The 20,105-nt window shown below is 67.0% G+C and carries 12 protein-coding genes and 1 pseudogene; 7 read left to right on the top strand and 6 right to left on the bottom strand.

Annotated features, from left to right (window positions below):
• From ACSNOG_RS25165 to ACSNOG_RS25155, 3 genes and pseudogenes are all read right to left on the bottom strand, one after another.
• A pseudogene (locus ACSNOG_RS25165) lies at window positions 1-224 on the bottom strand (ABC transporter substrate-binding protein); the annotation flags it as partial.
• A gap of 176 nt (window positions 225-400) precedes the next feature.
• Complete coding sequence (locus ACSNOG_RS25160; RefSeq protein WP_436754983.1) at window positions 401-1,600, bottom strand: ROK family transcriptional regulator; 1,200 nt, start codon at window positions 1,598-1,600, stop codon at window positions 401-403.
• 478 nt (window positions 1,601-2,078) lie between these two features.
• Window positions 2,079-6,095 carry a polymorphic toxin-type HINT domain-containing protein gene (locus ACSNOG_RS25155; protein ID WP_436754982.1) on the bottom strand — a complete coding sequence of 1,339 codons (4,017 nt, stop codon included), beginning with the start codon at window positions 6,093-6,095 and terminating at the stop codon, window positions 2,079-2,081.
• 376 nt (window positions 6,096-6,471) lie between these two features.
• Here ACSNOG_RS25155 and ACSNOG_RS25150 point away from each other — a divergent pair, with 376 nt between their 5' ends.
• The 7 genes from ACSNOG_RS25150 to ACSNOG_RS25120 all read left to right on the top strand — a co-directional run bounded on the left by ACSNOG_RS25150 (window position 6,472) and on the right by ACSNOG_RS25120 (window position 16,044).
• Window positions 6,472-6,843 carry a hypothetical protein gene (locus ACSNOG_RS25150; RefSeq protein ID WP_436754981.1) on the top strand — a complete coding sequence of 124 codons (372 nt, stop codon included), beginning with the start codon at window positions 6,472-6,474 and terminating at the stop codon, window positions 6,841-6,843.
• Window positions 6,844-7,001: 158 nt separating this feature from the next.
• The gene (locus ACSNOG_RS25145; protein WP_436754980.1) at window positions 7,002-8,591 is read left to right on the top strand and encodes a S1 family peptidase; all 1,590 of its coding nucleotides are present in this window, start codon (window positions 7,002-7,004) and stop codon (window positions 8,589-8,591) included.
• A 403-nt stretch (window positions 8,592-8,994) separates the two neighbouring features.
• Window positions 8,995-10,584 carry an FG-GAP-like repeat-containing protein gene (locus tag ACSNOG_RS25140; RefSeq protein ID WP_436754979.1) on the top strand — a complete coding sequence of 530 codons (1,590 nt, stop codon included), beginning with the start codon at window positions 8,995-8,997 and terminating at the stop codon, window positions 10,582-10,584.
• 88 nt (window positions 10,585-10,672) lie between these two features.
• The gene (locus ACSNOG_RS25135) at window positions 10,673-11,902 is read left to right on the top strand and encodes an acyltransferase family protein (RefSeq protein WP_436754978.1); all 1,230 of its coding nucleotides are present in this window, start codon (window positions 10,673-10,675) and stop codon (window positions 11,900-11,902) included.
• 182 nt (window positions 11,903-12,084) lie between these two features.
• Window positions 12,085-13,626 carry an FG-GAP-like repeat-containing protein gene (locus ACSNOG_RS25130; protein ID WP_436754977.1) on the top strand — a complete coding sequence of 514 codons (1,542 nt, stop codon included), beginning with the start codon at window positions 12,085-12,087 and terminating at the stop codon, window positions 13,624-13,626.
• 275 nt (window positions 13,627-13,901) lie between these two features.
• Complete coding sequence (locus tag ACSNOG_RS25125) at window positions 13,902-15,386, top strand: FG-GAP-like repeat-containing protein (RefSeq protein WP_436754976.1); 1,485 nt, start codon at window positions 13,902-13,904, stop codon at window positions 15,384-15,386.
• A gap of 187 nt (window positions 15,387-15,573) precedes the next feature.
• A complete protein-coding gene (locus ACSNOG_RS25120) occupies window positions 15,574-16,044 on the top strand; it encodes a hypothetical protein (RefSeq protein ID WP_436754975.1) in 471 nt (156 codons plus the stop codon).
• Window positions 16,045-16,165: 121 nt separating this feature from the next.
• Here the strand turns inward: ACSNOG_RS25120 and ACSNOG_RS25115 are convergent, their stop codons facing one another.
• The 3 genes from ACSNOG_RS25115 to ngcE form a co-directional block, all read right to left on the bottom strand.
• A complete protein-coding gene (locus tag ACSNOG_RS25115) occupies window positions 16,166-17,101 on the bottom strand; it encodes a carbohydrate ABC transporter permease (RefSeq protein ID WP_436754974.1) in 936 nt (311 codons plus the stop codon).
• Window positions 17,101-18,018 (bottom strand): carbohydrate ABC transporter permease, encoded by a 918-nt coding sequence (locus tag ACSNOG_RS25110; protein ID WP_436754973.1) that lies wholly within the window; start codon window positions 18,016-18,018, stop codon window positions 17,101-17,103. The genes ACSNOG_RS25115 and ACSNOG_RS25110 overlap by 1 nt, the downstream gene beginning before the upstream one ends.
• A 136-nt stretch (window positions 18,019-18,154) precedes the next feature.
• Entirely contained in the window at window positions 18,155-19,588 is a 1,434-nt protein-coding gene (ngcE, locus tag ACSNOG_RS25105; RefSeq protein WP_436754972.1) for an N-acetylglucosamine/diacetylchitobiose ABC transporter substrate-binding protein, read from the bottom strand.
• Window positions 19,589-20,105: the final 517 nt, after the last annotated feature.

The following is a 20,105-nucleotide window of genomic DNA, read 5'->3' as shown; positions in this document are numbered from 1 at the left end:
GCCCCCGCCAATTCCTTGATCTTCTTCTCGATCAGCGGCTTGTCGAAGCGCTCGTAGCGCGCGGTCTGGTTCTCCGGAAGGAGGAGCCCGATGGTGAGCGGGCCCTTCTTGTCCTTCTTGGTCTCCCCGCCGCCGGCCTCCTTGGCACTGCCACAGGCGGCGAGACCGGCCGCCATCGACATGGCCGCCACGGCCACGGCTGCACGACGCAGATGCGTGTTCACTTGCAGAAACCTCCCTGACGAGGCCGCGTCGTTGCGGCCGAGGTGGCTGGAAGTCAACTCGGCGCCCGGAGCACCGTCAAGAAGTAAATCCCTAACGAGACGGCAACGATGCCATTCGTTATCTACGTAAACTCAAGAAGGTTCCGGCCACAAATGGGCCGAAGCCCGCCCAGCCCTCAGACGGGCAGGGGGGAACCAGCCGGAACGGGCGCGTCGAGCAGGGTGGAATCCCCCATCTCGCTCAGCACGAGCGCGAGCGCACCGAGCACCTCGGCCCGGCCGCCGAGCGCACCGGGGACGACCTCCAACTGCCGTGCGGCGCTGGGGATCGCGTACCGGGAGACGGATTCGCGGATGGGAGCGAGTACGAGCTCACCGGAGTCGGCGAGATCGCCCCCGAGGACGATGCGACGGGGGTTGAGCAAGTTGCACAGATTGGCCACACCACTGCCGATATGCCGCCCGACATCCGAAATGACCCGCCGGCAGCCGGGGTCGCCCTCGCGGGCGAGCTGCACCATGCGGGTGACGGTGAGGTCGGTTCCATGAGCTGAATGCAGCAGCGGCAGGACGTAGCGGGCGGCGGTGAAGGTCTCAAGGCACCCGCGGTTGCCGCAGCGACAAACAGGCCCGGACTCGTCGAGCGTAATATGCCCGATTTCACCCGCGGTGCCCCCCGGCCCACGATAGATCTGCCCATTAATAACAAGTCCGGCACCGACACCACTGGCGACCTTGATGTAAGCAAGATCGGACGCCCCGCGCCCGGCGCCCCACACGAGCTCGCCCAGGGCCCCGAGGTTCGCATCGTTATCGACGTGCACAGGCACGCTGAGCCGCTCGGCGAGCTCGTCCCGCGGATTGGTCCCGGCCCACCCGGGCAGGATGGCGGTCGACCCGAGCGTGCCGGTCTCGACGTCGATGGGCCCGGGCACACCGAGCCCCACCCCGATGATCTTCCCCGGCTCGATCCCGGTATCCGCGATCAAGCGCCGGACCAGCCGCTCGGCGCGCTCCAGCCCCTGCGCCGCAGAGGCATCGACGTCCAGCGGCTCGGCGTCTTCGGCCAGGACCCGCTGGGCGAGGTTCCCGATGGCCACCCGCAGATGCGTATGCCCGAAGTCCACCCCGACAACGACGCCGGCGTCCCCGGACAGGGACACGCTCCGGGCCCGCCGCCCTCCGGAGGAGGTGGGCGTGACCTCGACGGTCCCGCCGTCCTTCAGCTCCCGAACGATATTGGAGACCGTAGCGGCGGACAGCCCCGTAGCCCGGGCGATCTCCGCCTGCGTGAGCGACCCCGCCCTGCGCACCGCACGCACGACCCGCTCGAGGTTGGCCCGGTGCAGCGACGACTGCGACCCCGGAGTCTCCACGCCCATCCACTCCCACCTAGCCGGACACGGCACGCCGGCCGTCCCCGCAACCGGACCACAACTCTGGAGCCCGGCCATCATCCATACAACACATGAACTCTAAGCAGAGCCGCCACCGGGATCCCCCGTCAAGGTCTCGAACCAGATCGAGGCCGTATCGTGCGGGTGAGCCAGTTCGCTTGTTACGCGCTGCGCATCCGACACGGCCGAAGCCCCGCCAGGCCTTACCTGACGGGGCTCCACATCTCTTCTGGGAGCTGGAATTACCCCCTGCCGCCGCTGAAGGGAAGATCCGGCAAGGCCCGGAGGAGCGCCCTCACCTGATCCTTGGTCGCGCCTACACGCGTCTCGAAATCGCAGTCATCTCCCGTCTCAAGAGCTTCACTCATCAGTGATTGAACAAGGAAGAACTCCTCTCTCGGCATCACTACGACAATCTGATCCCCATGGTCCTCTACCTGCATTTCAGCTGCCCCTCTCACTCCGGCCTGAAATTGTTCAGGAAATAATCGTACCCAGCCTTTGGCGCGAAGACAGTCCCACCATCTGGAGAGCCCGGGTTGCGAATCACAATAACCCCGTTCTTCCAGTAGGCGCTTCTTCCGAGAGCTCCAACGCGACGCTCCCCGTTGAGGATCACATCCTCAATCATTTCAGCAAACTGTGCGCGAGTTCGGATTCCTGGAAATTCTCCCTGCTCCACCACGTGCTTCCGGTACGCATGCCCGTCCGCCCCGGCGAGCTCCTCCGCCGCCATCCGGGCCTGAAGTCGCCGAGCGTTAGCAACATTGCAGTTGCTGTTATGAACGAGTACCGGGGTAGATCCCGCCAGCACATAGTACGTGTGCAGATCGTCGATAGTCAGGTTGTAGGTCTTGGCTGTCTGTGCGAAAGGTCGATTTCCCGCAACCCTGACTGCTCGCCCGTCAACAGTCCTGAGCGTCATCCCGGCGCGCAGCTCAGCAGCCCTCACCCAGGCGTTCGCAGACGGTGACCAGAACGGATGCTCGTAGGTTGCCGTAAGCCTTTCGGTGCCTCGCGGGGTGTCTATGTCCAGCTCGTTGAAACGTTTGTCGTGCTCGGTGACGATAAGACCGGTCACTGCACGCTGACCCGTCTTGCCGCTGACTGGGTCAGTGGCAACTACTACATCGCCGACCTCGACGGACTCGATATTCTTTGTCGAGCGGTCCGCCATTAGCACCTTGGTGCCCGCAAGGAAACATTCCAGACACTTTGCTGCCTTAGCGGCACGAGATTCCTTGGCTACAGCTTCTACTCCCTTCTTGCCCCACTTGACAACCCTACCCACGGGCAGGGACAGAACTAGGGACACAGAGCATTTGCTTGCCGAAGGGTTTTTTACACAATCCGCTGCAACGTCATCCACTCCCCACATAAACATGGCGAGTTTCATCACACTGAGGTCTGGAGGGTCAGTGTCCAGAGTCCATTCCCCCGGCCCCCTGGTGCAGGCCTGGAATTGGTAGTCCAGATCACGACTACCCGCGGTGCCCGGTCGGCACCTCCTCTTCTCCTTTTCCTTCTTCTCCTTCTCCAGCTGTTTACGCTTCTCCTCTGCTTGGCGCTGCGCTTCAGCTTGCTCGGCCTGACGCTTCACCACCACCTCACGCCACGCCTGGGACGCAAAGTCATTAGCTTCTTTAGCGCTCTTTCCAGCTGCTACAGCAGAATGGCGAGCGTCACCTGCGTACTCGGATGCATCAATTGCCGCACTCCGCGCATAGCTTGCAGAGAACTGAGACTGGGCAGCAGATTCGGCGGCTGCGGCCTCATCGCGGTCGGCGGCATCGGCAGCGTTTCGTGCGGTGACAGCAGACTTTGCAGCCTTGGCAGCGGAGCTCTCCGCTTGCCGGGCCGACTTGTCGGCATCGGCGGCGTAGCCCTTTGCCTCATCGGCCGACTTCTGAGCCTGGTCAGCGGCCTTCTGAGCGTCACCAGAGGCGCCCTTGGCCACGGCTGCTGCCCTGGCGGCCACCCACTGGTTCTCCCGGGCCTTGGCCGCGACCTCGGAGCCGTGAGAAATAAGAACCTGAAGCTGGGCGACGTGAGTCGCGGCAAGCTGGTCCTTACGGTCGGCCATGTACTGGCCTGCCTGGATGAAGGAGTGGAGCTCGTCCGCGGGCCCGGCCAAGGCGACCTTGGCAGCAGCCTTTACTTCGGGTCCGCCGTCGTTGAGGAGTCCTGCGGCCAGAACCTGCTCGTCGACGTTTCGGGCCTGGTGCTGGCCACTGGCGAGGAATACAGCCAGATCCTTGGGGTTTTTACTAGCCAGCGCAGCCTTGGCGGCTTCCTTCACCCCAGGACCGCCGGCATCGAGGACTCCGTACGTCTCGATGCTGAGGTCCGTCGCCCCTGCCGTGTACTGACCAGTGGTGTAGAAGTCCCTGATCTGCTGGCCATTACCCCTGAGTGCTTCCTGAGCTGCCGTACGAACGGACTCATAGGGGCTCTGAGTGGACAGATCGACGACCCGCTGACGGGCCTCGTCCTGCTCCGCCTGCGTCCATCCCGTGCGCAGGTACTCAAGGACGTCATCGTCCGCGCCTGCCAGAGCCGTGGCCGCGGCCTCCTGGCTGAACGGCCCACGGACCTTGAGCGCCCGCATCGCCAGCGCACGTCCCTTCGCCGCGACCGCCTTCACATCGGCGCCCGGCTTGGACGCTTCGGCCGCCAGGCCTTGGGCCGTACCGTCCAGAGCCCTGTCCTCCATCACCTGGGCAGCAGTGGCCGACGTGAACTTCGCTGCTTGCGCCTGGTCGGACTTGGCTCGTTCGACAGCAGCGGCAGTACGGGTGGCGAGCTCCTCAGCCTCCGTTTCGCGGGCTATCTCAAAGACCTTCTTGGCGGTATCGACCGCCTTCTTCGCAGCGTCGGCAGCCTCCTTCGCCGCATCGGCCTGCTTGGCCGCCTCGGTCGCCGCGTCCTTGGCCTCGCCCGCATGTTTGGCCGCTTCCTCAGCGGCGTCCGCTGCCTTGTTCGCGTGATCTGCGGCAGAGTTGGCCGCGTCCCGCGCCTCAGCAGCGGCACTGGCGGACTTCCGTGCCAGCGACTCAGCCGCAGCAGCGGCCCGGTTGGCTTCCCGTGCGTGCCGACGGGTTTCCGCTGCCGCCGCCTTGGCCTCGGCCGAGTGGACCCCGGCTGCGTCGGCGTACCCGCTCGCCTCGTCGGCGGCATCAGCAGCGGCATCGGCGTTGGCGCCGGCGCTCCGCGCGGCCTTCGACGCGGTCTCGGCAGCCGAAGATGCCTTGCGCGCCTGGTCCGCTGCGGCAGCCGACCTCTTCGCAAGCCCCGCCGCATCGCGCGCTTGCTTCGCGTAGTTCTTGGCGTTCTCGGCCTGGCCCGCGTCCTTGCCGGCCGCTATGGCAGCGTTGTAAGCGCGAGTGGCAGCCTCTGCGGCGGCGTTGGCCGCACTCGCAGTCTGAGCAGCAGCCATGGCTGCTATTCGGGCGGTGCGCTGAGCGGCGTTGGCGGCGCCGATGGCCTGCTGAGCCGCACTGGCAGCGTTCTGCGCAGCCTTGGCAGCCTGCTGCGCCTTAACGGCAGCCTTCTTGGAGTCGTCCTTGGCCGCCTTGGTTTCTCGAGCCGCCTTCTGCGCGGACTCCTTCGCGAGCTCAGAGGCCGCGACCGCGCGGCCCGATGCCTTCTGGGCCGCCTCGGTCGCCTGCTCGGCCCGCAGACCGGCCTGTTCGGCCTGCTTGGTGAGATCCGCGATGGTGGCATGCTCTTGGTCCCGGTTGCGGGCCGTGAACTGGCCCACCTCCAGGAACTCCACCCTGTCCTCGGGTGTCCCCTTCATTGCGAGGTTGCCCGCGGCCTTCACGTTCGGGCCGCCCTCAGCGGTGATCGACAGGACGAGAATCTCGTCGTCTATCTCACGAGCCTTGTACTGGCCGACCTCGAGAAACTGGGCAACATCGGCAGGGGTCCCCTTGAGGGCAGCGTTACCGGCGTCCTTTACCCCATTACCTCCGAAGTAGATGACTTGGTTCGCCTCAACTTGTTGATCTTGCTCAAGAGGGGCTTTCCAGCCATCTTTGAGGAACGCGCGGAGGTCTTCAGGAGTGCCTCGCAGTGCCTTCTTTGCAGCTTCCCGTACCGCAAGCCCGCCCACACTCAAGATACGGCTGGCGTCGATGGAGTCGTCGTCGAACTCGATGTCGTCCTTGGCTGCGAGGAACTTCTTGACATCCTCGTCCGTGCCGAGCAGCGCCTCTTCAGCGGCCCTTTTGATGCCGGCGCCACCCGTCCTCCACAAGCTGACGGCTTGCCCGCGCTCCCACAGGGTCCGCCACTGCGCGTCTTCCGCCCTTTCGGCCGAAGCGACCGGAGCAGCACTCAGGAGGCCGGAAACGAGCGCAACGGGAAGCAGCGCAGTACCGGCTCGGCGCAGTCGTAACGATCGCTTCGCACCGGCCCGCTGTCCCCCACCATCTTCTGGTGCTCCGCTATCGGAGCACAGCCTTCGCCACATACGGGGCGGTCCCTCTCTCGTCGTTCCGGGGTCGGCGCAGCTGCCACACAGTTGGACGAGCACAGGGATCGACAGGTCCCGCTAGACGGGCCCCCCGACCCGATCGCGCCACAACTCCCCCCATTGCAGCGTCAACTGCCGCCTAGTTGGGGGCATCATACATATGCTTTACGCACGGACGTCACGGGGCGTAACATCGGCATCACTCACGAACCGGAAGGTAGCTGTGGCATTCTCATCTGTCCGAAAGATCGCCATTACCAGCACTCTTGCACTGTTTGCCTCATGTGTCGGATTTACTACGACTTCGGCCGCGCAGCCGGCTACATCGCAGACGGCATCCCTGGCAGCCGACGCAGCAGCCGGCGACGATGACATGCCCTTCGCCGTCGAAACGTTCCAGTACCCCGACGGCGCAAAGACCGCCCAGGAGAAGGGCATAACCCTGTACAAGGGGGATGGTCACATCCTCTTCACCGACTGCGCCGCCCCGCACGACATCACCGTCAGGTCCCGGGTCGGCGGCAACTACTTCTGCTTCGCAGTCAAGGGCAAGCAGGGGTACCTCTCCCTCACGCTTCCCGATGCCTACGCCATCGAGACCTTGGACCACCCTGTCCAGATCACGATCAGGATCGACGGCAAGGACCTTCCTCCCATCGACGCCCCAAAGAACGAGAACACGCCGTTCGGCGAGGGGAAGAGGCTCGGCCGCGCCACCCTGCTGGAGCTCCGCGTCACCAGCTGACGCGTGACCCGCTCCCTGTCGCGCGCTGCCCTACCGGCGGCCCAAGCACGCAACTGCCCGACGGCGGCGCCACGCCGCTGAACGGTCAGCCAGAGCACCCGTCTTTCCGGCCCGTCCGCCAGGACGAGCCGCGCATCACAAGCCAGGAAGAATTCTTCATGTCTGCCAGACATCCCCGCGCCACGTGGGCCGCAGGGCTCCTCTTAACTGCCGCCGCCGCGAGCACTCTGACGGCCGCCCCCGCGCACGCCGTGGTGGGTCAGCCCGTCAATGACTCGTTCGCCTTCACGGCCAAGCTCGACATCGCCGGTGAGCGCAGTTGCTCCGCCGCGCTCGTCGCGCCTCAGTGGCTCGCGACCGCGGGCAGTTGCTTCACCGACGCCCCCGGCCAGGGCGCCCCGAAGCTCCCGGAAGGCCAGGGCAAGGCCGTCACCGCGATCATCGGCCGACCCGACCTCACCCGCGACGCCGGCGCCACCGCCACGGTCACCGAGCTCGTGCCGCGGACGGACCGCGACCTGGTCCTCGCCAAGCTCGACAAGCCGGTCACCAACGTCACCCCGGTCAGCCTCGCGGCCAACGCCACCCTCGAAGGCCAGGACGTCTGGGTCTCCGGCTACGGCCGTACCAAGGACGAATGGGTCCCGGACCGGCTGCACTACGCGAAGTTCGCCACCGGATCGGTCAAGGCCACCACCGTCAGCCTCGCCGCCAAGACCGAGGGTGCCGCGATATGCCAGGGCGACACCGGCGGACCCGCCTTCCGCGACGTCGGCGGACGGTTCGAACTCATCGGCGTGAACAGCCGTTCCTGGCAGGGGGGATGCCAGGGGACTGACGCCAAGGAGACCCGGACCAACGCCGTTGACGCCCGCGTCGACGACCTCACCGGCTGGATCCGGAGCATCACCTCTCCTCCCGAGCCTCTGCGCGGGAAGGACTGGAAGAAGGCCACGAACCTGGTCCCCGGCTACTTCACGGGTGGCGCGCCCGGCGGTGACAAGCGGCGCATGGACCTCTTCGTGACCTGGGAGGACGGGACCGCCAGCCTCTTCCAGGGCGCCGACAGCAAGGACCCGAAGCACCCGTTCACCGCCGAGCACAAGCTGCCGGGCAAGAGCTGGCACTACGCCAAGTCCATCGCAGCGGGCAACTTCACCGGCAGCGGTACGGACGGCCTGGTGGTCCGCTGGCAGACCGGGCAGGTGACGTGGTTCGCCCACGTCGACCAGAAGGGGTTCAGCAAGGAAGAGGAGCTCAAGCCCGCCAGTGCCCACTGGGCCGACAACGTCATGGAAATGGCGGTCGGCCGGTACACCGGCAACGCCCAGCGGGACGACCTGCTCATCCGCTGGAAGAACGGTTCCTTCGCCCTCCACACCGACATCGGCGCCAACGGGCTCAAGAACGAGATCCAGCTGATGAAGGCGAACGCGGCCGCGACGAACATCGTGCAGATGAGCGCCGGCGATTTCACCGGCAAGGCGACCTCCGACCTCCTGGTTCGCTGGACGAACGGTTCCGCCAGCATCTACCGGGGCGTCAGCACCGCCAAGCCCTTCGAGGACGAGCTCAAGGTCCGCCCGGAGCACTCCGCCTGGCGCTTCACCAAGGCCCTCGCCACCGGAGCGTTCGCCGAGAACGCCCGTCCCAATGATGTCCTCGTCCGCTGGGAGGACGGCAACATCAGCCTGTACCCGGCCGTGGACGCGAGCGGCACGCACGACGAGGTCGAGCTCCTCAAGTAGGAGGGACCCAGGCGGCCGCCGCACCAGCAGCCGTTGCCCGTGGGGCTTGTCGCGGTGGGGACCACGGCAAGCCCCCACGGCCGAACAGGCATCACTCTCTTTCCGAAGTCGCCCCTTCAGTCCCTGCGGGCGGGGCCTTCGGCGTCCCCATGACCGAATCGGCGATTCCGCTCGGTCCCGGGGAAGCAGACCACAGAAAGCCACTTTCTTGTTCAAGAAGTCTCGCCACGCGCTGACCGCGTTACTGGCCACAGGCGTGCTGACGACAGGCACGCAGGTCGCCTTCGCCTCGGTCTCGACGACATCACCGTCGTCATCGCCGTCGCCTTCGCCGTCCCCGTCGCCGTCGTCGTCGGCCTCACCGTCGACGCCGGCTTCGATGCCGCTGTCGCCGTCGACGCCGTTGACCCCGTCACCGACGCCGGACCCGCACACCCCCGGCCTCGCCCCGGCCGCCCCCGCCGCGTCCTCCGCCCCCGCCCCCGCCCCCGCCGCCGTCGCCGTCGCCAAGGACTGGAAGGTCCCGCGCCTCACCGTGATGCCGCTGGGTGACTCGATCACTCACGGTGCCCGCAGTTCGAACGAAGCGGGGTACCGCGCCGAGCTGTGGAACCTGCTGGTCCCGCACGCGGGCAAGCTGGACTTCGTCGGCTCCGAGCACCACGGCACGGCGCCCGACGCCGATCACGAGGGGCACTGGGGCTGGAAGATCGGCGGCCTCGCCGCCAACATCGACCAGTGGCTGCCGGCCGCGGCGCCGAACGTCGTCCTCCTGCACATCGGCACGAACGATCTGCACGACGACTACCACACGGACACGGCCCCCCGCCGTCTCGGCAATCTCATCGACAAAATCACCTCGCTGGCTCCCGGCATGACGGTGCTGGTCTCCTCCCTCGTCCCGTCCACGGACGCCCCGACCCAGAAGCGGATCGAGCAGTTCAATGCCGTGGTCCCGCAGCTGGTCGCCGAGCGCCGGGGCAAGGGCGGGCACGTCGGCTACGTCGACATGAGCGCGGTCACCACGAACGACCTCGCCGACGACCTCCACCCCAAGGACAGCGGCTACGTCAAGATGGCCGACGCGTTCGCCCAGGGCATCGCCCGCGCCTCCGAGGACGGCTGGATCCAGCAGCGCGTGGACGTCAAGCCGGCCCCGGAGCGCCCTGCGCCCCCGCCCGGCGACTACCGGGTCGACATCGACGGCGACGGCAAGGCCGACTACCTCGCCGTCCAGGACAACGGCTCCGTCAGGGCCTGGATCAACAACGGCGGCACCGGCCACGGCAGCTGGATCGACCGCGGCAAGTTCGCCAGCGGCGCCGGTGAACCCGGGCGCAAGATCCGCTTCGCCGACATCAACGCCGACGGCAAGGCCGACTACCTCATCCTCCAGGACGACGGGTCCGTCAAGGCCTGGATCAACAACGGCGGGAACGGCAACGGCGGCTGGACCGACCGCGGCACGTTCGCCACCGGTGTGGGGGAGCCGGGCAGCAAGGTCCGCTTCGCCGACATCAACGGCGACGGCAAGGCCGACTACCTCGTCGTGGGCAAGTACGGGGTCACCAAGGCGTGGCTCAACAACGGCGGCACCGGCCAGGGGAGCTGGATCGAACGCGGCACCTTCGCCGGCGGCACCGGCGAGCCCGAGGACAGGATCCGCTTCGCCGACGTCAACGGCGACGGCAAGGCCGACTACCTCGCCGTCCAGGACGACAGCTCCGTGCGGGCCTGGATCAACACCGGCACCGACGGGCGCGGCAGCTGGAGCGAACTCGACGGTTTCGCCGGCGGCGTCGGCGAAACCGGAAGCAAGGTCCGCTTCGCCGACATCAACGGTGACGGCAAGGCCGACTACCTCGTCCTCCAGGACGACGGGGTCATGCAGGCCTGGATCAACGACCACGGAAACGGCCGTGGCGGCAGCTGGACCGACCGCGGCACCTTCGCCACCGGCGTCGGTGAGCCCGCACACAAGATCCGAATCTGAATCCGATGCACGCCACAGGAAGCTGTGCGCAAGTGCCTCCCCGATCAAGAAGACACAGCTGACTCGAGTCAGCGATAGGTGGGAACGCATGCTTTTCGCCGGACGACGCGAATCCGATCGCAGGCCGGCAGGGGACCGGTCAGCGGGGTCCAGACTCTACGTCCTGGACGGGCTGCGCATCATCGCGGCTCTGATGGTGGTCGCCTTCCACCTCCTCGCCTACGACGGGACCGGCTGGACGACCTCGGTGAAGGGCCACTTCCCGAGCACGTACCTCCTCAGCTACTACGGGTGGCTCGGGGTCCAGCTCTTCTTCCTCATCAGCGGCTTCGTCATATGCATGAGCTGCTGGGGCAAGCGCGTGGGTGACTTCGCCATATCGCGCGTGACACGGCTCTACCCCGCCTACTGGTTCGCCGTCCTCGTCACCGCGCTCTCGCTCTGGCTGCTCCCGGGTGTGCGGGACGTTCCCACCCTCAGCAACCTCGCGGTCAACCTGACGATGCTCCAGGACGCGATGGGCGTCGACCGCGTGGACAGCGTGTACTGGTCCTTGTGGGTGGAGGTGCGCTTCTATCTGCTCTTCGTGCTCGTCGCCTGGAAGGGGATCACCTACCGGCGCCTGGTGATCTTCTGCCTCGGATGGGCCGTGGCCGGGCTCTTCGCCGCCAAGGTCGACAACGAGCTCCTCACGATGGTCGTCATGCCCGAGCACTGCTGGTACTTCATCGCCGGCATCGCGCTCTACCTCATCTACCGCTTCAAGCCGAACGCCCTGCTGTGGACCATCGTGGCCGGTTGCTTCCTGCTCGGCCAGCACTTCCTGGTCGCCGCCCACCGGTCGAACCAGTACTACGCGGGATACAAGGCTCCGCTGTGGCCGGCCCTGATCCTCCTCGCCGGCATCTTCGCCGTCATGGCGGCGGTCGCCGTCGGGCTCACCAATTCGATCACCTGGCGGTGGCTGCCCACCGCCGGAACCCTCACTTACCCCCTCTACCTCCTCCACGAGGACATCGGCTGGATCTTCATACGCCACACGGAACGCCGGCTCCACCCCTACGTCATCGTGGCGATCCTGATCGTGGGGCTACTGATCGTTTCGTGGCTCGTCCACCGCTGCATCGAGCGCCCCGTGGGCCGGTGGATGCGCCAAAAGCTCAAGGTGAGCCTCGAAGAGGTGCGCCTGCACAGCCAGATGAACAGCTACAACGTCACGGGCAAGCTCTCGGAGCTCGAGTCCCTCTCCCAGCCGTACGACCCACGAGCCTCCGCACGGACCACGTCTCAGCACCAGGGACGGGACTCGTCGGAGTGACGCGCCGGCCCCCGATTCGGGGGACGGGCACGGAGGTCCCGTCCTCTGCCCGCCTCGCCGCATCCGACAGCAGCTCACCGACCCGCACGGCTCGTACAGCCCACCGAGCCGCGCACCCCATGGAAGGAAGAACGAACATGCCTGCCAGACGTCCCCGCACCGCGTGGGTCACAGGACTTCTCATGACCACCGCTGCTGCGAGCGCGCTGACGGCCGTCCCTGCCCACGCCGTGGTGGGTCAGCCCGTGAACGACTCGTTCGCCTTCTCGGCCAAGCTCGACATCGGCCACGAGCGCAGCTGCTCCGCCGCGCTCGTGGCACCCCAGTGGCTGATCACCGCGGCCAGTTGCTTCGCCGAAAGCCCGGGACAGGCCCCGAAGCTCCAAGAGGGCAAGCCTGTTACCGCGGTCATCGGCCGTCCCGACCTCACCGGCAAGGACGGCGCCACCGCCACCGTCACCGCACTCGTCCCGCGCGACGACCGCGACCTCGCCCTGGCCAAGCTCGACAAGGCCGTCACCGGCATCGCCCCCGTCAGCCTCCCGGCCAACGCGCTCCTCGAAGGCCAGGACGTCTGGGTCTCCGGCTACGGCCGCACCAAGGACGAATGGGTCCCGGACCGCCTCCACTACGCCAAGTTCACCACCGCGTCCCTCAAGGCCACCACCGTCGGCCTCACCGCCAAAACCGAGGGCGCTGCGATATGCCAGGGCGACACCGGCGGACCCGCCTTCCGCGACGTCGGCGGACGGTTCGAGCTCATCGGCGTCAACAGCCGCTCCTGGCAGGGCCGATGCGTCGGTACCGACCCCAAGGAGACCCGGACCAACGCCGTCGACGCCCGCGTCGACGACCTCACCGGCTGGGTACGTGAGCAGGTCGAGCCCAAGGAGCAGCCCCGGGGTGACGCTCCCGTCGACTCCAACATCGACATCAACGGCGACGGCAAGGCCGACTACCTGGTCATCGAGGACAACGGCTCGGTCCGCGCCTGGCTCAACAACAGCGAAGGCGCCAAGGACGACTGGATCGGCCAAGGTGTGATCGCCACTGGCACGGGAGCTCCCGCGAGCAAGGTGCGCTTCGCCGACATCAACAATGACGGCAGGGCCGACTACCTCGTCCTCGACGACAAGGGCGGCGTACGTGCGTACCTCAACAACTCCCGGGTGGCCAAGGACAGCTGGATCAACCGAGGTGTGATCGCCACCGGCACCGGCGCACCCGTAAGCAAGATCCGCTTCGCCGACATCAACGACGACGGCAGGGCCGACTACCTCGTCGTCGAGGACAACGGCGCCGTGCGCGCGTACGTCAACAACGGCGGCGACGGACAGGGCGGCTGGACCGACAGGGGCATCATCGCCACCGGCACCGGCGCGCCGGGGAACAAGGTCCGCTTCGCCGACATCGACGGCGACCGCAAAGCCGACTACCTCGTCGTCGACGACAACGGCGCCGTCCACGCCTGGCTCAACAAGAGCAGCGGCACCAAGGACGCCTGGGAAGATCGCGGCACCATCGCCACCGGCGTCGGCGCCCCCGGGAACAAGGTCCGCTTCGCCGACATCGACGGCGACCGCAAAGCCGACTACCTCGTCGTCGACGACAACGGCGCCGTCCACGCCTGGCTCAACAAGAGCAGCGGCACCAAGGACGCCTGGCAGGACCGCGGCACCATCGCCACCGGCGTCGGCGCCCCCGGAAGCAAGGTCCGCATCTGACCTCGCTTTCCCTCTCGATCCGCCGGCTCTCCGGCAGATATGGCCGAGCCCCGCGCCGACGAACCGGCGCGGGGCTCCGCATTCGTCCCGGTTGCCCGCCCCGCACGGCGGCAGCCCTCACGGAAAGTCCCCGCACGTTGCCCCTCGCTCATCCCCGTCCCCGCTCCGGAGCACGGCTGCTCGCAATCGCCCTGACTACGGCGATCGCGACGAGCCTGGCGGCCGCAGCAGCCGGTCCGGCCGCCGCGGCCCCGTCCCCGTCCCGGGACACCACGGTGACCGCCCCGGTCGGTCAGCAGAACTGGAAGGTGCCCCGCCTGTCGGTCATGCCCTTGGGCGACTCGATCACATGGGGTGCCGGCAGCACCTCGCACAACGGGTACCGCCTCGCCCTGCGCGACAAGCTGGCCCCTCACACCGGCTCCCTGCAGTTCGTGGGCTCGGTGCGCACCAACGACGCGGAGCACGAGGGCCACTCGGGGTGGCTGATCTCCGACCTCTCCGAGAACATCGAACACTGGCTGCCGGCGGCGGGCCCGAACGTGGTGCTCCTCCACATCGGAACCAACGACATGGACCTCGACGACGACGTGGACGGCGCTCCCGCCCGGCTCGGCCGTCTGATCGACCAGGTCACCCGTGCCGCACCCGACGTGACGCTGCTCGTGTCCTCCCTCGTGCCGTCGCAGTCGCCACGGGTGCAGAAGCGCGTCGAGAAGTTCAACGCCGAGGTACCACGCCTGGTCGCCGAGCGGCGGGGCAAGGGCTTCAAGGTGGGGTACGTCGACATGAGCGCCGTAACGACCCAGGACCTCAACGACCGCCTCCACCCCAACGACAGCGGATACGCCAAGATGGCGAACGCCTTCTACGAGGGACTGGCCCGCGCGGCCGGCGACGGCTGGGTGCGCGAGCGCGTGGCCATCAAGCCCGCCCCGCCCGGCGAGGCCTCCCTCGGTGACTACCAGGTGGACATCAACGGTGACGGCAAGGCCGACTACCTCGTCGTCGAAGACAACGGCGCCGTCCACGCGTACGTCAACAACGGCGGCGACGGACAGGGGGGCTGGACCGACAAGGGCATCATCGCCAAGGGCACGGGTGCACCGGGCACCAAGGTGCGCTTCGCCGACATCAACGGCGACCGCAAGGCCGACTACCTCGTCCTCGACGACAAGGGCGCCGTCCACGCCTGGACCAAGAACAGCGACGCCGAGGACAGCTGGACCGACCGTGGCATCATCGCCACCGGCACCGGCGCGCCTCCGGGCAAGGTGCGCTTCGCCGACATCAACGGCGACGGCAAGGCGGACTACCTCGTCCTCGACGACAACGGCGCCGTCCACGCCTGGACCAACAACGGCGGCGACGGACACGGGGACTGGACCGACCAGGGCCGCATCGCCACGGGCACCGGGGCACCGGCTGCCAAGGTCCGCTTCGCCGACATCAACGGCGACCGCAAGGCCGACTACCTCGTCCTCGACGACAACGGCGCCGTCCACGCCTGGACCAACAACGGCGGCGACGGACACGGGGACTGGATCAACCAGGGCCGCATCGTTTCACGCACTCCGGTTCCCGGCTCCGGTGTCCACTTCTCCGACATCGACGGCGACGGCAAGGCCGATCATCTCGTCGTCCACGACAACGGTGCCGTCGATGCCCTGCTGAACCAGGGCGGCGACGGCCACGACGGCTGGAAGGACTACGGTCGCATCGCCACGGGCGCGGGCCCCGGCTTCAGGGTGCGTATCTGAGCGGGGCGGAAGAGGCTGACTCACAGCCCACCCATCAACGAAAGTCACATTTGACGCCTAACGCACCACAATACGCATTCATGTGGTTTGGTGTGGATACGTCACAGCTGATCACCTTTCCTTCGCCATCGTGGTTCCCTCAGGGTCGTGTGACAGCACGGCCCGTCGATGACTGAAGGGCGATCCGATGCGAAATCTTGCGCGTGCAGCGCTGGTGGTCCTGTGTGCAACCGGTGCCTCGCTGCCGATTCTTCCGGCGGCGCAGGCGGCGTCTTCGGCGGCTCCTGCTGATTGCCGGTACTTCTTCACCAGCGGGCGGCCCGGCCCGAACGGGGAGACCAGAGGCAGCGGCGTCTACGACGAGGGCGATCGTGACGGGGACGGCCGTGTCTGCCGGAACGGCTGGTGGGTGCGCCCCTACGAGGTGCACCACCACCACGACGACGACCGGGACGACGACCACCGCTGGGACGACCACCGGGACGATCACCACCGGGACGACCACCGCTGGGACGACCACCGCTGGGACGACCGTCGTGACGACGACCACCACCGGGGCGACCACCGCCGCGACGACGACCGTCGCGACGACCACCGCCACGATCACGGCGACCACCACGATCACGACCACGACCACTCGCACGGGCGCCGCCCGTAGGCGTTCGTGGGCGTTCGTGGGGTGGAAACGAGCCGTCCCCCGGTGGCCGCGGCGGCCACGCCGGCCGCGGCACCAGGGGGCGGACTCCCGGGGCGGACTCCCGGGGGCTACCCGCAGCCGCTCACTTCAGCGCTCCCGCCGTGAGCCCCGCCTGCACCTGGCGCTGGAAGACGATGTACGCCGCCAGCACCGGCAGCATCGCGATGACCAGGCCCGCGAAGAGGCCGGACCAGTCGCCCTTGTAGCCCTGGCTCACGGCCAGCGCGACCAGGCCCTGGGGCAGGAGCTTCTTGTCCTCGTCGCCGACGTTGAGGACCGCCGGCAGCAGGTACTGGTTCCACTGGCCCAGGAAGTTGAAGATGCCCACGCTGATCAGGCCCGGTTTGGCCATCGGGAGCATCACCTGGAAGAAGGTCCTCGTGTGCGAGGCGCCGTCGATCAGGGCCGCCTCGGCCACCGACGAGGGCAGCGTGCGGAAGAAGCCGCTGAGGAAGAAGATGGTGAACGGCAGCGAATAGGCGATGTAGACCAGGATCAGTCCGTGGTAAGTGTCCAGCAGCTGCATGTTCTTCATGACGAAGAACAGCGGGACGAGGGCGAGGATCACCGGGAAGCTCATCCCGCCAACGAAGAGGTAGTAGACGAAGCGGTTCCCCGGGAATTCGAACCTCGCCAGGACGTAGGCCGCCATCGCACCCAGCAGCATCGTGCCGAACAGCGAACCCGCCACCACCACGACCGAGTTCATGAAGTACTCGCTCATGTGCGCCTGCGACCACGCCCTCGACCAGTTGTCGAAATGCAGGCTCGTCGGCAGGGCCCAGGGCGAGGTGAAGATGGCCTTGTCGTCCTTCAGGGCGCTCATCACCGCCCACAGGAGCGGTAGCGTCACCATCAGGGCCCACAGGATCAGCACCCCGTGAGAGAAGACGTTGAGCACCTTTCCTTCGGTGCCGATGCGTCCCTCCGGCGAATCGACGTTCCGGTTCGGGGCATCGGTCTTCTCCGGCTCCACGTCGTCCACCGGCACCGCCTCCGTCGTCTCTGCGCCGCTCATCAGAACTCCAGCCGTTCGCGCCGGCCGAGCTTCATCACGATGCCGGCGAAGATCATGGTGACGATGAGCAGGGCGACGCCGAGCGTGGTCGCGTATCCGGCCTGCCCGTCGCGGAATGCCTTGGTGTAGAGGAGGAAGGCGAGCACCTCGGTGGAGTAGTCCGGGCCGCCCGGGCCGACGGTCATGATCTGGACGACCGCGAATCCGTCGAGTGCCATGATGCCCATGTACACCCAGCCGGTCTGGACCGTGTCCCACAGGAGGGGAAGCGTGATCCGGAAGAAGGTCTGGATGCGGTTCGCGCCGTCCAGCAGCGCGGCCTCGTAGAAGTCCCTGGGGATCGAGCTCATGCCGGCGGAGAACAGGACGACGTAGAAGCCCACGTTGCTCCACACCATCACCGCCATCACGCACCACAGCGCGAGGTCGGGGTCGCCCAGCCAGTTCGGCCGGACGGAGTCCAGGCCCACGGCGCTGAGGAAGGAGTTGAGCGCACCGCTGTTGGGGTTGTACGCGAACTGGAAGAGGAGGGCGACGATGGCGATCGACAGCACCTGCGGGAAGAAGTAGACGACCTTGTAGAGGCCGGAGCCGCGGACGCCGGCGACCGCCGCGTTCTTCCGCCTCCGTCCGCCCACGTTGAGCATGAAGGCGAAGAAGAGGCCGAGTCCGAGCGTCACCAGTGGCAGCACCAGCAGCAACAGGACGTTGTGGCCGACGGATTTCCAGAACACGTCGTCGGCGAACATCTTCCGGTAGTTCTTGAACCCGACCATCTCGAAGTCGGGACTCAGTCCCGTCCAGTCCGTGAAGGAGTAGTAGATGGCCTGGAGGAACGGCGAGATCACGAACACCGCGTAGATCGCCAGGGGTACGGCCAGGAACCCCACGATGAAGCGGTACTTACCGTGCTGCATTTCCCTGCGACTCCGATCGTCGCGCGATCGTGTCCGCGGCCGCGGCCACGGCGTGGACCTGGGCAGGTGCTCACACCACCGCCCGCGCCACCACCGCCGCCACCGCCGTCGCCGACGACCGCGACTTCCCACGCCCCTACTTGTGCTTGTACTTTTTGACCGAGTCGTCCTTGCGCGTGTCGTCCGCGAATTTCTGAATCTTGTTGATGGCCTCGTCCGGGGTGATCCGGCCGGCCATCATCTCGCCCAGCGCCGCGACGCCGATCTTCTCCTTCTGCAGGGCGGTGTACCAGTCCCCGATGCGCGGGTTGATCACGTTCTGGCCCGCCTTCGCGAGGGCCTCCTGCGAGGAACTGAGGCCCGGGGGCAGCGACAGCCCCTCCGTGCCGCCGTTGAGCGACGTCAGGGACGAGACCTGCTTGATGAAGTTCTGCGAGGACTTCTTGCCCAGCATGATGCGGAGCAGCTCCATGCCGCCCTGGGGGTTCTTGGCGTTCTTCGGGACGATGAAGGGTTCGCCGCCCGAGGCCCAGATGGTGCCGAAGGGCATCTTGTCGCGGTTCGCGTCCAGGCTCGACGGCGCCCCGACCGACATCTTGAAGTCGGCGGGAGTGGTCTTCTTCGACTCGTTCTCCACCCACGATCCGTTCGGGATGAACAGCGCCTTGCCCTCGTTCCAGGCGGTCTGCGATTCGATGTGGGTGAGTCCGGGGGTGCCCTGGAGGATGTAGCCCTTCTTGTAGAGCTCGTAGTACGCCTCGAACGCCGCCTTGACCGCGGGGTCCTTCCAGGCGTTCGGCTCAAGGTTGTCGATCCGGTCGAGGACCTCGCGGCCGCCGATCTTCGCGATGAAGGGGTAGAGGCTGAACGGCAGGTAGTACGGGTACTTGCCGGGGTACGTCCAGCCGGCGATCCCCTTCTTCTTCGCCTTCTCGCAGACGGCCAGCATCTCGTCCCACGTCTGCGGATACTGCGCGTCGAGCTTTTCGAGGTTCGTCTTCGAATACCACACGCCGTAGACCGTGTACGCGTAGTAGAGGACCCAGGTCTCCCCGCCCTCGAACTGGCCCATTTCGACGACGCCAGGCCGCAGCGTCTCCCGCACCTTCTTCGACGGGTCGTCGATCGACGGCGCGTCCAGCAAGGCGTTCAGGTCGGTCAGCTGCTTCTTGCCGACCAGCGTGCCCATGTCCATCTGCTTGGCACCGGAATTGTCGATCAGATCGGGCGGCGTGCCGCCGTTGAAGCGGGGCTGGAGCTGGGTCTGGATCTCCTGGGTGGCCGCGTGCTTGACCTCGGCCTTGGGATACGCCGCCTTGTACTCGGCCTCGGCGTCCTTGGCGTACTGCTGGCCGAAGCCGCCGTCGAAAATGACGACGTCGAGCTGTGCGGACTCGTTGACCGCGAGCGGGTTCTTCTCACTCTTCGTGCCCTTGTCGACCTTGTTGTCGTCGCTACCGCCGCCCGACGCGCAGGCGCTCAACACGCTCATCGACGGAATGGCGACCAGGCCCAGTGCAGCCGCTCTCTTGATCAGGTCCCGCCGACCGAATTCCCCTGTGGATCCCATGCTCAAGTCCTCGCCCTCTCCAGGACTCAGGCGGTGCTGCACCAGTTCTCCCCTTGCTCACGTTGCTCACGTTGCTCACGGGCAATGCACAAGAGTTGACGAAGGGCCCGACACCGCGGGTCAGTTGAAGCTTGGTGTGCTGGGTGTGCGCCGGGAGGGGTGACGCGCCCGCGGCGTTCTCCCCCCGCCGCGCTCCCCCGGATCCGCCGTGGCGGCCCTCAGGGCCTCCCCGGTAGCCGACAGGTATAGTCCACTTCTCACCAACTGGGCAAGATCGAAAGCAGCTTTGACCGCCAGTCTTTCCCGAGTTGAGACCTCCCCACGATACGGGTCCGCGATGCGGGGGCTCCGATTCCGGTGGGTCCCGGCAACGGCCGGGGCGTCCGGCCGGGCGGCTCGGGCGACCACCGGCGGAACCCCGGCGAACCCCCGGTGGAACCCCGACGGAACCCCCGGCGGAACCCCGGCGAACCCCCGGTGGAACCCCCGACGGAACCCCCGGCGGAACCCCGGTGGA

Origin of the sequence: Streptomyces sp. URMC 124, from assembly GCF_051386455.1 — a bacterium.
Classification (GTDB): domain Bacteria; phylum Actinomycetota; class Actinomycetes; order Streptomycetales; family Streptomycetaceae; genus Streptomyces.
This window is presented reverse-complemented; position numbering and strand designations above follow the sequence as displayed.